The 15,858-nt window shown below is 65.9% G+C and carries 13 protein-coding genes and 1 pseudogene; 9 read left to right on the top strand and 5 right to left on the bottom strand.

Features of this window, described 5'->3' with window-relative positions:
* Window positions 1–215 precede the first annotated feature (215 nt).
* Together GPA27_RS06325 and GPA27_RS06330 are read right to left on the bottom strand one after the other, a co-directional pair.
* On the bottom strand, window positions 216–1,202 hold the full coding sequence (locus tag GPA27_RS06325) for a porin (RefSeq protein ID WP_169138661.1): 987 nt from the start codon (window positions 1,200–1,202) through the stop codon (window positions 216–218).
* A gap of 74 nt (window positions 1,203–1,276) precedes the next feature.
* Window positions 1,277–2,767, bottom strand: coding sequence for an NAD-dependent succinate-semialdehyde dehydrogenase (locus GPA27_RS06330; RefSeq protein WP_211164859.1), 1,491 nt, complete (start codon window positions 2,765–2,767; stop codon window positions 1,277–1,279).
* A gap of 97 nt (window positions 2,768–2,864) precedes the next feature.
* On the opposite strand from GPA27_RS06330, the gene GPA27_RS06335 reads away from it, so the two are divergent.
* The 9 genes from GPA27_RS06335 (at window position 2,865) to GPA27_RS06375 (ending at window position 12,000) form a co-directional block, all read left to right on the top strand.
* Window positions 2,865–3,119 carry a hypothetical protein gene (locus GPA27_RS06335; RefSeq protein ID WP_169138663.1) on the top strand — a complete coding sequence of 85 codons (255 nt, stop codon included), beginning with the start codon at window positions 2,865–2,867 and terminating at the stop codon, window positions 3,117–3,119.
* A 98-nt stretch (window positions 3,120–3,217) separates the two neighbouring features.
* The gene (locus GPA27_RS06340) at window positions 3,218–5,599 is read left to right on the top strand and encodes an EAL domain-containing protein (protein WP_256222811.1); all 2,382 of its coding nucleotides are present in this window, start codon (window positions 3,218–3,220) and stop codon (window positions 5,597–5,599) included.
* A gap of 342 nt (window positions 5,600–5,941) precedes the next feature.
* A complete protein-coding gene (locus tag GPA27_RS06345; protein ID WP_169138665.1) occupies window positions 5,942–7,036 on the top strand; it encodes a PepSY-associated TM helix domain-containing protein in 1,095 nt (364 codons plus the stop codon).
* A 77-nt stretch (window positions 7,037–7,113) separates the two neighbouring features.
* On the top strand, window positions 7,114–8,220 hold the full coding sequence (locus GPA27_RS06350; RefSeq protein ID WP_211164861.1) for a porin: 1,107 nt from the start codon (window positions 7,114–7,116) through the stop codon (window positions 8,218–8,220).
* Between the two features lie 77 nt (window positions 8,221–8,297).
* Complete coding sequence (locus GPA27_RS06355; RefSeq protein WP_169138667.1) at window positions 8,298–9,038, top strand: DUF4198 domain-containing protein; 741 nt, start codon at window positions 8,298–8,300, stop codon at window positions 9,036–9,038.
* A gap of 130 nt (window positions 9,039–9,168) precedes the next feature.
* Window positions 9,169–10,239 (top strand): PDR/VanB family oxidoreductase, encoded by a 1,071-nt coding sequence (locus GPA27_RS06360; RefSeq protein ID WP_169138669.1) that lies wholly within the window; start codon window positions 9,169–9,171, stop codon window positions 10,237–10,239.
* Window positions 10,239–10,586: a carbohydrate porin gene (locus GPA27_RS06365; RefSeq protein WP_373322730.1), complete on the top strand. Its 348-nt coding sequence runs from the start codon at window positions 10,239–10,241 to the stop codon at window positions 10,584–10,586. Before GPA27_RS06360 ends, GPA27_RS06365 begins: the two co-directional genes overlap by 1 nt.
* A 625-nt stretch (window positions 10,587–11,211) precedes the next feature.
* Window positions 11,212–11,487, top strand: coding sequence for a hypothetical protein (locus GPA27_RS06370; protein ID WP_169138671.1), 276 nt, complete (start codon window positions 11,212–11,214; stop codon window positions 11,485–11,487).
* A 15-nt stretch (window positions 11,488–11,502) separates the two neighbouring features.
* Entirely contained in the window at window positions 11,503–12,000 is a 498-nt protein-coding gene (locus GPA27_RS06375; protein ID WP_211164862.1) for a GGDEF domain-containing protein, read from the top strand.
* Window positions 12,001–12,719: 719 nt separating this feature from the next.
* On the opposite strand, the gene yjjJ is transcribed toward GPA27_RS06375, so the two are convergent.
* From yjjJ to GPA27_RS06390, 3 genes and pseudogenes are all read right to left on the bottom strand, one after another.
* The gene (yjjJ, locus tag GPA27_RS06380; protein WP_169138673.1) at window positions 12,720–14,087 is read right to left on the bottom strand and encodes a type II toxin-antitoxin system HipA family toxin YjjJ; all 1,368 of its coding nucleotides are present in this window, start codon (window positions 14,085–14,087) and stop codon (window positions 12,720–12,722) included.
* A gap of 209 nt (window positions 14,088–14,296) precedes the next feature.
* Window positions 14,297–15,202, bottom strand: a complete 906-nt coding sequence (locus GPA27_RS06385) for a LysR family transcriptional regulator (RefSeq protein WP_169138675.1) — start codon at window positions 15,200–15,202, stop codon at window positions 14,297–14,299.
* 125 nt (window positions 15,203–15,327) lie between these two features.
* Window positions 15,328–15,858: pseudogene (locus GPA27_RS06390) on the bottom strand (hypothetical protein); the annotation flags it as partial.

Consider the following 15,858-nt stretch of genomic DNA (forward strand, 5'->3'; position numbering starts at 1 on the left):
AGTCGAAGCGCTTACCGGGTGCACCCGTACTTCACCGCGCCCCGGTGCGAATTGGCGCTGCGGTTGACGATCATGAGCGTCGAGACGGACGGCGAAGACCCCTGCATCAACTCGGATCGCGAGTGCTACCAAGAAAACGGCCGGAGCCTCGGTGAAATCCCCGTAGAAGCCCCGGCCGAAAGAGGAGGAAGAAACGTGTCGCGCCGCTCGGGTGCTCAGAAGCTGTGGTTCACACCCAGCGCGATGCCGTTGTAGGTGGTCGCCGACACGGGAGTGCGATGGCGCCAGCCGTCCAGATAGAGCTTGGTGCGCTTGGACAAGGGATGAAGGTAGCCCGTTGAGATCCGGCTGACGTCCAGGTCGATGTCGCGCCCAAAGCCGACACGTAGCATGCCGGGACCGACGTCGTAGGTCGCCCCCACCACGTAGCTCGACTCGTCATCGATCTCCCTCTGGTCGATGCGGGTGAAGGAGCCCATCACCCGCGCTGATCCGATGGTGTACGAGGCGGCGACGAAGCCGATGCGGTCGCGGTCGGTGTTCTGCTCGCCGGCGAGCATCAACGCAATCGGGCCGCTGTCGTAATTCAGCGAGAAGCCGCGGTTTCGGCCGCGCGCATTGGCTTCCTTCTCCACCTGCCCGGCCACGGCCAGGCTGATACCGTTCAGGGTCGGCGAGTTGTAGAACACGGCGTTCGGGATGCGGATGAAATTCGCCGAACCGACCGCGGCGTCGTTGGTGCCGTCTGCGCTGAACGTGAAATTGCCGAGTTGGAAGGCGTTGAGCGACGCGTTGAAGCCGCTCGATTCCCAGGGCTCGAACTTCCAGTTCTTTTGATTCATCGGCGTCGCCGCGCGTCCCAGGCGAAGCCCGCCCCAGGTCTTGCTCGCAAGGCCGACGGTGCTCTCGCCCTGCCAGAACGCGGCGGCGCGCTCTTGCGTCCCGGTGTCCGGGTTGAAGCGCGTCTGCAGGTGGAAGGTGGCGCTCAAGCCGTTTCCGAGGTCTTCGGTGCCGCGGAAGCCCAGCCGGTTGTTGCTTCCGCGGTCGAGCTTCGCCGTGTCGTTGCTGCGCTTCACGATGCCGAGGTCGAGCAGCCCGTAGATCTGCACGTTGCTTTGCGCGTGAGCGCCGACGGCCGGCACCGCGACGGCACATGCGAACAGCGCATGCCGACCGGCCTTCTTGTGTCTTGCGTTCTTCATCAGTGTCTCGGTGACCCGGTGGATGTGGTGTGGATATGACGCCGCGCCGGCCTCCCGTCCGACGCGGCGCGGGATCAGCGCTTCAGGTTGCCCTGGCACAGATATTTGGTATGCATGTACTCGTCGAGGCCGTAGCGCGAGCCTTCGCGGCCGTAGCCGGAATCCTTGATGCCGCCGAACGGCGCGGCCTCGGACGCGAACGCGCCCTCGTTGATGGCGACGATGCCGGACTCGAGCGCGGCGGCGACGCGCTCCACGCGGTCGATGTCGCGGGTGTAGAAATAGGCGGCGAGGCCGTAGGGCGTGGCGTTGGCGATCTCGACGACTTCCGCTTCGCTGCCGAAGCGGAACACCGGGACCACGGGGCCGAAGGTTTCCTCGTGCGCGAGCGCCATGTCGGTGGTCGCCCCGGTGATGAGCGCGGGGGACACGAAATTGCGGCCGAGCGGTGCGAGCCCGCGCGTGCTCCCGAGGACGAGCCGGGCGCCCTTGTCGAGGGCGTCCTGGATGTGGCGCAGGATCTTCTCGACGGCGCGCGCGTTGATCATCGGACCGATGAGCGCGTCGGGACGGGTGGCCGGTCCCACGGTGAGCTTGCTCATGCGCTCGGCGAGCCTGGCGACGAAGGCGTCGTGGACGGCGTCATGCACGAACACCCGGTTCGGGCTCACGCAGGTCTGCCCGCCGTTGCGGAACTTGCCCGCCATGAGCCCCTCCACGGCGGCATCGAGGTCGGCATCCTCGAACACGATGAAGGGAGCGTTGCCGCCCAGCTCGAGCGAGAGCTTCTTCAGGGTGGCGGCCGACTCGCGTGCGAGATGCTTGCCCACCGGGGTCGAACCGGTGAAGGTGATCTTGCGCACGCGCCGATCCTCGAGCCACTGGCCCACCACGGCCGGCGTGCTCTCGCGCGATGCGGTGACGATGTTGAGCGTGCCCGCGGGCAGGCCGGCCTCTTCGGCGAGCCGCACCAGCGCGAGCGAGGTGAGCGGCGTGTCCTCGGCCGGCTTGCACACTACGGTGCAACCGGCGGCGAGCGCCGGCGCGATCTTGCGGGCGATCATCGCCGCCGGGAAGTTCCACGGCGTCACCGCCGCCACCACGCCGACCGGCTCCTTGACCACCGACATCCGACGCCCGCCCACGGGCGCCGGAATGAGATCGCCGTAGGCGCGGACCGCCTCCTCGGCGAACCATTCGACGTAGCTCGCCGCGTACAGCACCTCGCCGCGCCCTTCCGCGAGCGGCTTGCCCTGCTCGCGCGAGATGAGCCGCGCCAGATCCTCCTGGTTCGCGATGATGAGGGCATGCCAGCGCTTGAGCAGCTGCGCGCGCTGGCGCGCCGGCGTGTCGCGCCAGGCGGGAAACGCCGCGCTGGCGGCGTCCACTGCGGCCTTGGCGTCGGCCGCGCTGCTGTCGACCACCTGCACGATGAGGCTGTCGTCGGCCGGGTCGACAACGTCGAAGCTCCGGCCGTCGGCCCCTTCGCACCATTGTCCGCCGATGAAGTTCCGGGATTGGATCAGTTCGTCACGCGTCGGCGTGAGGGTCAGGGTCGAAGTCATCGCACATCCTCTCAGTTGGGTTGGGCAAGCCGGCATTCGTGGCCGCAGGAGCGGGCACGAATCGGATGGATACAGCTTAAGGATGGATGGAGGGACGGTGACCCCGTCGACCGGCGCGTCGACGGCAGCAAATGGCGAATTCGACCGTCTGACGGAATTTTGTGCGGAGGCGCCCGGAATGCGGTTTCTGGAGCGCCTTAGGGGGCGCGTGCGCTGCTCAGCCGATTCCGTAGCGGCGGGCCCTGACCTCGCCATGGACGACGTCGCCGGCCGCGCCGGAACGATCGGATACGAGATCCTCACCAGCCTCGGCAACTGCCCCGTCTTCGGCGATACCTCTTCGATCGCGTAACCTTTTCGGGATCAAGGGTCTAAGGTAAACGTAGTGGAACTTCACTGCACCAGGCCGCGAGGGAAGCGAGCATGGCCGAAAGACATCGGGGGCGCCGCGTGGCCATCGACGAGGTCCCGCTGAGGCGAGGCAAGGCCCTCGCCGTGCTGCGCAGCGTAACCTCACTGCTCGCCGTGGCGAGCGACGAACGCTCGCTGCTGCAAAAGGTGTGCGCGGCGGTGGTCGACGTCGCCGGCTATCGTTGCGCTTGGGTAGGCTACCTCGATCCGGGACAGGGAGCGCTGCGGGCCGTGGCCGTCTGGGGCTCGGGCCGTCTCGCCGACGGTCGCCTGGATGTCGTCGCGGTTGGTGGCCCCTCGCTTGCCGCTGCGCTCAAGACGAAGGTGCACCTCCCGGTCCTCGACGGGTCGCCCGCGTGCACGCGGCTGCCAGGCGCCGGAGGGGGACCGCTGGCCATCATTCCGCTACGCAACGACTCGAAGCCGCTCGGCGCGTTGCTCGTCCAGGAGGGCGGTACCTCGGCCCTCGACGAGGCGGAGCTCGCTCTGCTGCACGAGGCCGGACGTATTCTCGCATATGGGATCGCAGCCTTGCGCTCCGCAGCCGAGCGCGCCCGGGCCGAGGCGGAGCTCGCCCGGATCGACCGCGCACGGCGCACCCTGAGCGCAGCCAACCGGACCCTGGTGCGGGCGAGCGCGGAGCAGGCGCTGCTCGACGAGCTCTGCCGCGTCTGCGTCGAGGAAGGCGGATATCGGGATGCCTGGGTCGCCTACTTGCGCCATGACGAGGACAAGAGCGTGGAAGTCATGGCGCAGTTCGGCGTCGAACGTGCCTACCTCGAAAGCCTGCGATGCAGTTGGGGGCCCGGCGCGTCGGGCCGCGGAGCGGTCGGCAAGGCCATCCGCAGCGGGCAGCCCAGCGTCGGCCGCCACATCGCCGAGGACCCCGACCTCGCGCCATGGCGCGACGAGGCGCTGCGCCGCGGCATCGCCGCCGTCAGCGCCTTTCCCCTGCGGGTGGACGGGGCGATCATCGGGACCCTGGGATTGCACGCGGCCGATCCGGACGCCTTCGACGCGGCCGAGGAGGCGTTGCTGAGCGAGCTCGCGGACGACCTCGCCTTCGGTATCGAGACCCTGCGCACCCGCGCGCGCTCCCGGGAAGCCGAGGCCGCGATCAAGCGCCTCGCCGAGCACGACGCGCTGACGGGCCTGCCCAACCGCTGGCGCCTGCGCAAGCGGCTGGAGGACGAGATCGCCGCGGCAAAGCGCACGCACCGCCCTCTGGCGCTGCTCATGCTGGGTATCGACCAGTTTCAGGAGGTGAACGAGACGCTGGGCTACGAGCATGGCGACCGCGTCCTGTCCGAGATTGCCGCGCGCCTCGCGGGTGTCGAAGGCGATTGCGAGCACATCGCCCGCATGGGCGAAGCCGAATTCGCCATCCTGCTGCCGGACGGCGATGCGGCGAGCGCCTCCCGCACTGCCCGGCAGATCCTCACCACCCTCCTCGAGCCGGTGGAGGTCGGCGACGTCCTGCTGGATGCCGGCGGCAGCATCGGGATCGCCGTCTTTCCCGGCCACGGCACGGAGCCGGATGTGCTGATCCGGCGGGCCAACGTGGCCATGCACCAGGCCCGCGAGCAGGGCCACGGCATGGCGCTCTACACCGGCGGACGTGACCAGGAGTGCGCGCGGCGGCTCGCGTTGATCGGCGATCTGCATCGGGCCATCGAACGGAACGAGCTGCGGCTCTACTGTCAGCCGAAGGTGCGCATCGCGGGTGGGGAAACATGCGGCGCCGAGGCGCTCGTGCGCTGGGACCACCCGCGGCTGGGCCTGATCCAGCCCGGCGAGTTCATCGCGCTGGCCGAGCGCACCGGCCTCATCGGCCCGCTCACAGACTGGGTCATGCGGGCGGCCTTCCGCCAAGGCTACATGTGGCGCGACGCGGGTGTACGCGTCCCCTTGGCGGTGAATGTGTCGGCCCGCGACCTGCGCGATCCGCGCCTCGTCGAGCGGGTCAGCAACCTGATGGCCACCTGGGGCGGCGAGCCCGACGCGGTGCAGTTCGAGCTCACCGAGAGCGCCCTCATGCACGATCCACAGGGTTGCCTTGAAAGCATGCGCCGCCTCAAGGATCTCGGCATCAAGCTTTTCATCGACGACTTCGGGACCGGGTACTCCTCCCTCGCGTACCTCCAGAAGTTTCCGGTGGACGCCATCAAGATCGACCAGAGCTTCGTGCGCGACATGCTTGCGGATACCGACTCGGCAGTGATAGTGCGCTCCACGATCGACCTGGCGCACGACCTCGCCCTGGAAGTGGTGGCGGAAGGGGTCGAGGACCGTTTGCGCTGGGACCTTCTGGCGGAAGAAGGCTGCGATATCGCCCAAGGCTATTTCGTGAGCGAGCCCTTCCCGGCCGACACCTACCTCGCCTGGCGGGCCGACGCGGCAGCCGCCAGGGTAGCGGGGTAAGGCCTCGAAGCGGCACGCAGCCGCCCGGGGCCCCCTCGCTTCCCCGCTCGCCTGCCCTCGTCCGGCCGCTGCCGGGCGCGGTGGGGTCTGGACTTCATACATCGTGCCGATCGACCCAATCACAACGCGATTCCATGCGTCGACGGCAAGGCCCTTCGATACAAGCTGCCGCCGTCGATGCCTACCATTTTCTGTGAGGGGGTCGCACGCAACTCCCTATTGGAGGAGACAGAAAATGACAACGCAACTCAAGAATCCCCGCGGCCTTCCGCCGGAACAGTACATCAGCCGCCCGCCCCGCACCCGGACCGCCGCCGGCCGCAACCGTGAACGGGAGGCCGTATGAAAATCGCCTACAAATGGCACCGCCGCCTCGGCTGGATGCTCGCACCGCTGCTCGCGATTCAGGCCTTGGGCGGCGCAATCCTGTTGTGGATGCAACCGCTGCCCGGGCCGCAGGAGAGCCCAGCGCCGATTGAGGCCTGGGCTCAGGCGATCGACCAGGGCCTGGCGGAACTGGCGCAGCGGTATCCGACGGCCAAGTTCGAGTACGTGAACCTGCCAGGTAAGGTGGGGGCGCCTGTGAGCGTGCGCCTGCTTGCCTCGGAATCCAGCGAGAGCGGCTGGGTCGACGTCGATCCTCTGGATGGCACGGCTGGCGTACTGAAGCCGGACAGCAGTCAGGCGAGGACCGTCCTGTATGGCCTGCACGAACGCTTGCTGCTCGGAGACGCAGGGATTTGGGTGCTGCGCACTGTCGCGGTAATCGCATTGGTGCTGGTTTTCATGGGGTTGCGCGTGTGGTTGCGCCTGCATCACCAGCCGGCGAGCACGCCATTGCGGCGCCTGCATCGGCTGATCGGACCGGTGGCCATCCTGCCGGTGGCGATCATGCTGTTCACCGGCTTCATGCTGCGCTCACCGGAATGGACGAGCGCAGCCTTGTCGGCTTGGTCGAGTCCGGCGCCCGCCAAACCCGCCGATGCTGCGCCGCCCCCCAGCGGGCCCCAGACGGCGACCCTCGGCCAGGCCCTCGCCGCCGCTGCGACAGCGTTGCCGGAGGCGCGCCCCATTCGCCTCTACCCGCCCCGTAACGGCCAGATGCGCGTTCGGATGCGGGGTGACGAGTGGCATCCCATCGGTCTGAACAACGTGTTCGTGAGTACCGCCGACGCCTCAGTCTTGCGCGTGGTACGCGCCGCCGAGCAGCCCCTGAGCGTGCGCTATCTCAACGTCGTCTATCCGTTGCACATCGGCGTGATGCCGGACGGTGCGGGTCTGCCGGGCGCGCTCGTGGCGCGGGTGCTGTGGACGCTGCTCGCCCTGGCACTCACCGGGCTCGCCGTGACGGGCGCCGTGCAGCACTTCCGGAACAAAGCGAAAGCACCGACGACCGCTCGGAGACCGCTCGAGTGCCAGCAAGGGCAACCGCAATGAAAGCAATCCTTAACGGGAACAGTGCAGCACTTCCGCAACATCGCGAAAACAGCAAAGACCGCTCGGAGACAGGCCGAATGTCAGCAAAGATCACCGCAATGAAAGCAATCGTGCCCGCCGCGCTCGCGGCTTCGCTCGCCGGCACCGCTTTCGCTCAATCGAACGTGACCGTCTTCGGCGTCGTGGATCTGGCCGTGACCCGCGGTTCGGGGAGCATTTCGAACCAAACCGGACTGACCAGCGGCCAACTTGCCGCCTCCAGGCTGGCGTTCAAGGGCACTGAGGACCTTGGCAACGGCCTCAAGGCCGGATTCTGGCTGGAGGCGGGCATCAATGCCGACACCGGCACCGGCCAATCCACCAACACCAACAACCAGACCACCGGCTTTGTTAAGAATGGCGGCTTCACGTTCAACCGCCGTTCGCATCTCAGCCTGGGCGGCAACTGGGGTGAGATTCGCCTCGGCCGCGACTTCGTGCCGCAATACTGGAATATCGCCCACTACGACCCATTGGATCTAAGTGGTGTCGGAACCAGCCAGGTACTGAACTCCTCCATCGGCGGCCCCACCCTGGTGCGCGCCTCCAACAGCATCTCGTACCTTTACGGTCATGGCTTCAATGCCGCCGCAATCGGATACGGGCCTGGGGGATTCAGTGGCTCCGGCTTCCAGTTCCAGGCCATGGGCTACCTCGGCGAGAATCCCAGCGGTAGCGCAACCTCCAAGGATGGCAACGGCTATGGCCTCCGCGCCCTCTATTCGACCGGCAACTTTACGGTCTCGGGCGCAACCGGCCGGACCCGCTACGCCGCGGGCGACACCCGCCAGAGCAACGTAGGCGCGAGCTACAACCTCGGCGTGGTCGAGCTCATGGGCATGTACGAATGGGACCGGAACGGCCCCCTCAAGGCCCGCGGCTGGCTGGCTGGCGGACGGGTCCCGGTCGGTGTCGGCAGCATCCGCGTTGCCTACTCCCGTTACGACAGCGATGCGGCAGGCAGCCCGACGGCCAAGAAGTGGGCGGTGGGTTATGTCCATCCCTTGTCGAAGCGCACTGCCCTGTATACGACCTTCGCTCACGTGAGCAACGACGGCCCGTCCGCGTCGGCCCTGAACGGCGCCGTGACGGCTCCGGGCAAGTCGTCCAACGGGTTCGACCTCGGGATCAAGCACAGCTTCTAGTCTGAAGCTTGCGCAATCAATAAATATCTTCCGTAGTCGTTTCACTTGTACCAACCAATAGTGGATAGGAGACAGCAATGAAGAGTTTCAGCAAGCTTGCCCTCGCGGCGAGCGTAATTGCGGGCTTGGGCGCATCGACCTTGGCACAGGCGCATGGCATCTGGTTCGCGCAGCGCTCGAGCCAGCTCGCGCTGATCTACGGAGTCGGGGGTGAAGACTCTGACATGGTGAAGCGTCTGCAAAAGGTGAAGACCGTCGCCGCTTACGACCAGGACGGCAAGGAGGTGCCGACGCAGTTCGGGGCCAACGGACCGCTGGTCGTGGTAAACACCGACAACAAGCCGGCCATGGTCGCCGCGATCCTGGACAACGGCCTGTGGAGCAAGACGCCCGACGGCAAGTGGCACAACAAGGGAAAGGACGAGGTACCCGATGCGATCAAGAGCGAGCACACCGTCAAGTACACGGTCCATCTGCGCCGGCTCGATGTGGTGCCGCCCGTGCTGCCCGCCCACAAGCTGCAGATCGTGCCGCTCGCGAAGCAATTGCCCGACAAGATGGGCGAGGCGCTGACGGTCCGTGTGCTGTATGAAGGCAAACCCGTGCCGGGCGCAAGCGTGGTGACCGACTACGTCACCGACCCCGACTCCCCGCCGCTGAAGACCGGCGCCGACGGCACCGCGACGATCAGGGTGCGCAACCAGGGCCTCAACGTGATCGCTGCAATCTTGCCCACGCCGCCTGCGAATCCTGCGAAGACGAACAGCGACGAACACCTGGCGACGCTGTCGTTCGTCCTGCCGAACCTTCCCGAGTAATCCTCGGTCCTCTGTCCCGCGCAGCGGCGCTTGGCGCCCCTGCGCGAGGCGCACGGAGCCGAACACGAGTTCAGCTGCTGGACAGGCCGGCTCGAGGCAGCCTTCCTGCGCTCGGCGGAGGAGATTGAAGATGACCCCCACCCTGCTTTTTCAGTTCATTGGCACGCTCGCGATTCTCGTGGTGCTCGTGCTCGCCTGGACCGCGGTCCGCAGCTGGCTGCGCGGCCGCCGCCCGGTGCAGGCTCCCGCCCCAGCGCTGGTACGCGTGCGGCGCGTCGTCGACGAAGCTACCGACATCAAGTCCTTCGAGCTCGTGAGCGCCGACGGCTCTGCGTTGCCTGCCTGGAGCGCAGGCGCGCACATCGACGTGCGGATCGACGACAAGACCGTGCGCCAGTACTCGCTGTGCGGCGCGCCCGGCACGCGCGACGCGTACCTCATCGCGGTCAAGAACGCGCCCGACTCGCGTGGTGGCTCCCGCACGATGCACCAGAGCGTGAGCGTCGGCGATACGCTGGTCATCAGCGGTCCGCGCAACCACTTCGCGCTCGTCGACGGAGCCCGCCATTACCTGCTGATCGCCGGCGGCATCGGGATCACGCCGCTACTCGCGATGGCACGGGAGCTGCAGACTCGCGGCGCCTCGTACGAGCTGCATTACTTCGTGCGATCAAGCGCGGCGACAGCGTTCCGCGAGCTGCTCTCGTCCGAGCCTTACGCCGGCAAAGTGACATTCCACCATACCGGCGCCGACCGGTCGCGCGAGCAATTGCGGCCGCTGCTCGGGAAATGTCCGCAAGGCCACCACCTCTACATGTGCGGCCCGCGCGGCTTCACGGATCTGATCGGCGAGCTCACGGCCGGGATCTGGCCGCCCGAGGCTATCCACGTCGAGTACTTCAGCGCCGACTCGGCCGCCTTGGCGGCGCCGGGCCAGGCCTTCGAAGTCAAGCTGCAGCGCTCGGGGCGCACGATCCCGGTCCCCGCTGGCAGCAGCATCGTCGACACGCTGTGCGCCCACGGCATCGACGTCGCCACCTCGTGCCGCGAGGGTGTCTGCGGCACGTGCCTGACCGGCGTCATCGCCGGCACGCCCGACCATCGCGACGCGTTCCTCAGCGCCAAGGAGCGCACGGCCGGCGACAAGATCATGATCTGCGTCTCGCGGGCGAAGTCGGAGCAACTCGTGCTCGACCTCTGATCGGACGCTACGGCCAGAGCAACGCCGGCACCGTCGCCTTCGACCGGGCCGTGACGGTGGGCGGGGAGTTCACCGGCAACGCCTGGGGCCGCGGCGCGGACGGGCTCGGTTTCGCCTACGGCTGGCTGCGCTCGAGCAGCGGCTTCCGCCGCGACACGGCGGCCGATCCGACCCTCGTGGGCTTCGCCGCGGACGGCGCCGAGCAGGTCGCCGAGCTCTACTACCGCTGGCGCGTGAACGAGCAGCTCGCACTCACGCCGGACCTGCAGCACGTGCGCCGCGCAGCCGCCGACCGCTACACGAAGCCCATCACCGCAGTGGGTCTGCGCGCCCTGTATGCCTTCTGAACATTGCTCCGCCGAACAGCCCGGCGGGGTTCGGCCTTCCGTACGAAGGAGTCGCCACATGACACGTCAGACTCCTTGCCATCCAGCCTCGCTCGCACTGGAGACCGGCTATACGCTGGGCCCGCCGAGCCGTCGGCATACAGCGGCTGGTCGCGTGCCGCATGCGGCCCGATTACCACGGTCCGCCCATTCATACCCCTCCAATCGTCTAATCCAGCGCCCTGCCCTTCAACTGTCAGTGTCGGATTAATACTCCCCAAAGTTGCCGTTTGAAAGTTCCCCAGTTTTGTCAGTGACGGGGCGCCGGGCAGCGCGGTTTGAACACTATCGCCTTCTCCTACAGCCCGCGATGGATCCGCATCTCCAATACCCCTCCGCGGTTCGCAGTCACCGAAGTTGCCCAACTCTGCCCGGAAGCGTCGACCGATCGACAAACCGTTCGTGCAGTCGATGCTTCAGCGGTATCTTCCGATGGCCGACGACATGAGTGGCCTCGATTCCGGGCGACACCCCACCGTTCACCCCACGTCTGCATCGGCCGGAGGGGGAGATCGTGAGCTGGAGCGCCTAACCCGGGCGCTGCGGACGTTAAGCGCCGGCAACCATACGCTGTTGCGCGTGCAGAATGCGGGAATTGCTGGACGCGATGTGCCGCGTGATCGTCGACGAAGGCGGTTATCGCAGCGCGAGCGTGCGCAATGCCCGCCAGGACGCGCAAGAGACCCTGGCCCTCGAGGCGCATGCGCTGCCAGCCGATACGGATCCGGACCCGGCGGCTTGGGCGCACGGCATCACCGTTAGCTGGGCAGACACGGAACTTGGGCAAAACCCGGGAGGAATTGCCTTCCGTACGAAGCGTCCCGGCGTCTGCCAGAATCTGCTCACCCCACCCACACCCTGATGGCATCTCGACGCAGTGCGACTGGGCTACGCGTCCGCGATCGCTTTTCCCCTCCTCATCGACGGCGCCCCGATCGGCACCTTGGGCCTGTGCGCCGCGGACCCGGATGCCTTCGACGAGGAGGAGGTGCATTTATCGAGCGAATTGGCCGACGCCCTCGCGTATGGCATCGCCAATCTGCGCACGCAACTCAAGCACCGCGAGGCCGAGGCGACCATCCAGCGCATGGCCTACTACGACGCGCTAACAGGACTCGGCAATCGAAGCCCGCTGCGGGAAGACCTCCAATCCGCAATCAAGAGGACGCAGGGGCGGAACGAGCCGGTCGCACTGCTCTTCCTCGGCATGAACCGCCTGCAGGACATCAATGACTCGCTCGGATACCTGATCCTGCAGGTCGAGAGCGCGCCGCTTCAACGTCGACCTGACGCCGTATCCCAACATTGTCGCGATCGACCGCGCCTGCGGCGAACTCGACGCCTTCCTCCGTGCGGCACCGTCATCGCAGCCTGACGCTTGAGTTGCGTCTGGAAAAATGTTCTCGGGTGCAGGACTTACCCACTGACTCGGAACAGCGCACGGATTACCAGCTTCATCCACAAATACAACACTACGTGCGCGTCAACATGTAAGGAGGAGAGCAACTGTGACCTTGAAAAAAATACACCCAACCGTCCTTGCCACGGGTGCCATCTGCTTCGCATCTCCGCAAATGCCGCTGAAGCGCAAAAAGCCCCAACCTCACACGGAAGCGGCACCGAACTCGTTATATTGTGCTCGGCTGCCCGGCAGGAACTCTTGGGGAGGACACAGATACACGAATCCAGTGCGGAACCCAATAAAAACAAGCGGGCCCGCTCATTGGCGGGCTCGCTTTTGTAGATCGTTCTACAACCACTTTGAATACTTCGATTCGCTAACTGCTTGATTCTTTGGGGCGACATACCGGGATCGAACCGGTGACAACTGGACCACAAGACTGGGGCCTAACACGTAAAATCAAATACTTGCGTCACTTTTTTTCAAAACAACGTCTCCCCACACCCAGCAACTGCGCGGAACTCCGGCGGACTTTTGAAAGTCTGTTGGGTGTCTGATGCCAGAGTCTCGAAACTGCTCCACTTCATGGCATCCGTTTCTCGCGGGCAACTCATGATGGTCGCAACAGGCAAAGGGTGTGGCCGACATACTGTCTACCCCGCAAGACACAGTTCGACCTTCCCCACTCGTCATCAGCCCTCGACAGCCCGGCGCAGGATGATTGCGTTTTCGGCGCAGATTGCCTGGAAGTCGGCGCTGATTCTGGCGTCGGCGGCACAGCGTGCCCAGTAGGCGATGGCGGCTTGCGCTGCCCGCCGCCATTCGAGCGCTTCCGTCGGGAGCGGCAGCGCTGGTTCATAAGTTTGCGGAGGTACTTCGCCCCCCCGGTGCGGCGCATAACGCATCGGTAGCATGTCGTACACTGGAGCGAGTGTCAGCCCGGGGTGGAATGACAGGTTTCCATCATGCATATCCGTGTTGGCAATCAGCCGACCAAACCACCAGATCAAGGTCACCTGCCCGACCGTTTCGGCGGGCAGCCAGCCATTTTGGTGGAGGGCGCCAGCCATGGCTGGCCAGGAGGCACCCGCCTTTCCCAACAACGCGCCATTCAGGCTCGACAGCGCACACACCGGTAGGCGGCCGTGGGCACCACGACGGTCAAAGCGCACCACTTCCAGGAAGGTGCGGCCGGCGTGGTGGTAAATCGCACTCCGGGCCGTACGGATGCCAAGTTCAGCGGACAGGGTCTCCAATGCCAGATGCTCGCAAACGAGGAGGTCCGACCAGCGGCGAACCGCGGCGGACGCATCAGCGCCGGAAAACTTCACGATCACCGAAACAGGATCGCCCGCCAGCACCCGCATGGCCGTGAATTTGGGGAATTCACCGGCAGCCGATGAACCTGCCACGCCTTGGGCAAGGGCCAGCTCGGCTTGCTCGGGATACACCAATGCGACTTGGTCTGCGCCAATCAGGCGGGATTCCCAGTCGCGCCGCGCATCCAGATGCCGCTGGTAGGCCCGCTCGCCGAGAATCAGGTCACCGCTCTGGTCGTGTCCCCGCGTCGCCAGCACATGGACCACGTCATCGTCCGACCAGTCATTAAGGCTTTCGGTAACCTCCAGGGACTGCCAGCACAGATGGGCAAAGTTGCGACCCAAAAAACCCTGGGGCCGCATATCGAGCAAGGGATACGGCAATCCGTCAAACCAACCGTCGCTCATCTCCCCCTTGTCCAGGGGCCAGGCGAAGGGCTCACCGAACATCAGGGCGCTACCCTCCGGGTACGTGAGGTCCAGGGCGCCCACCACATGCCCAGTCCCGGTCGCATCAACGCGATACAGCGGCAGACTGTCATTGCGCCCACGCAGCGCCCGACGCAAGGCGTACCGCGTGCGGCGTGACCCGCCCCGGCGGATGACTTCGCCTTCAATCTGTGCCATCAGCCGCATCACGGTGGAGCGATTGACACCCTTCAGCAGGCGGCACAGCTCTGCCCCGCTGGCGCGGGGGTGCTTCATCAAGGCTTGGCGTAGGTCATTGACCGTGACTTTCATACGGCCAGTGTACAAAATGCAACGAAAACTGCAACGCAACTTTGATGAGAATCGTTTAAACCCAATGCGTTATCGCATGAGCGCGGTGAAATTACGCAACGAGTTTGGAGCCGCCCCACGGGTTGGATGTCTATCAGTTTTCGGTCGGCGCCAACAACTTGCCGCAACACGGCAGCCCAGGGCTGCCTCGCCTCGGGTGATCCGCCGATTCACTCCGCGTCCCAATAGGGTTCTGGACCGATATGCTCAAGCAGGAAGTCTATGAATGTACGGACCTTTGCCGGTAGGTGCCGGGTCGGCAAATAGAGGGCGTAGACATGGCGCTCGACGGGGATGTACTCGGACAGCGCGGCGCACAGGCGGCCGGCCTGCAGGTCTCTACCAATGATGAAGGTCGGCAGCAACGCAAGCCCGAGCCCCCCGAGCACGGCCTGGGACAGCGCCTCGTCGTCATTGATGCGCAAGCGGCCGGCCACGGGCACCGCGATCTCGCCCTCCGGTCCGGTGAAGCGCCAGAGGCCATGCTCACCGGAGTGCGTGTAGTCCAGACAGTTATGGCGGGAAAGATCCTGCGGGATGCGTGGCAGGCCGTGCCGCGCAAAGTACTCCGGCGTTGCACAGAGCTTGCGCCGCACCGGGGCGAGCTGACGTGCAACAACGGAGAGCGGCAGCTCGCTCGCCACGCGCACGATGACGTCATATCCCTCTTCAGCGAGATCGATGCTGCGGTCGGATATGGTCATGTCGACGTCCAGATCAGGATATCGACCGAGGAACTCCGCAAGGGCTGGCGCAACATGCAGCGTCCCGAAGGCTACCGATGCGGCGACACGAAGGGTGCCGCGCGGCTGCGCGTGCAGACTGCTCGCCACCTGCTCGGCCTGCACCATCTCCTCGACGATGCGGTTGCAGTGCTCGACAAAGACGGCCCCGACCTCGGTGACGCTCAGATGACGGGTGCTGCGGTGGAGCAACCGCACGCCGAGCGAATGTTCGAGCTTCGCCACCGCCTTGCTCACCGCAGAACGTGACGTGCCAAGGCGGAGGGCCGCCGCGGAGAAGCTTCCGCTCGCCACTACGTGTGCGTAGATCGCCATCAAATTCAGATCTTGCATGTCTGAATTGTATCCGCCCAATGCGGATTCCAACCCAACGTGACCGCAGATTCCGAGAAGGGTGTGACCGGCTTTCCGGGACAGTGAGCGCGGATTCCGATTTGCTCGCGCCTGCGGAACGGGAATCAGAGGGCCGCTCGAGCGGCCCCCTCCCACCAGCCGCTCATGAGACTTTGGGGCGGTATGCTCGCCTGCACCTTCGCGCAGCTTTCCCAGGCATCCCTGGGAACGCTCAGGCCGGCGAAGATACCGTAGCCGCTGCCTGCGCAGATTTCCCCGCCGGCAAGGATGCTTTCTCCTGCCCGGATCGCGCCATCGGCGAGGATCGTCGCGCCCGCGCGGATTCCCCAGCCGGCTTCGAGATGCCGCCCGCAGCGAATGGAGGCTCCCGCTTCGATGCCGTGCCCTGCCCGGATGTGTTCATCCCCGGCAATGTCGCACCCAGCGCGCAGGTTCTTGGCGCACGCGATCGTTCCCTGCACGACGAGGTCTCCGCCGGTGCCGGCATTCCCCGCAAGATCGAGCGCGCCGCGGCAGTACAGATCCCGACCCACCCGAAGGTCGCCGCGGCAGGCGACGTCTCCGCCCGCATCGACACCCCAGCGTACGCGCATGTCGCCGCCGACCCCGACACGACCGTCGGCGCGAAGATGTCC

This window comes from Aromatoleum toluolicum (genome assembly GCF_012911005.2).
Classification (GTDB): Bacteria; Pseudomonadota; Gammaproteobacteria; order Burkholderiales; family Rhodocyclaceae; genus Aromatoleum; species Aromatoleum toluolicum.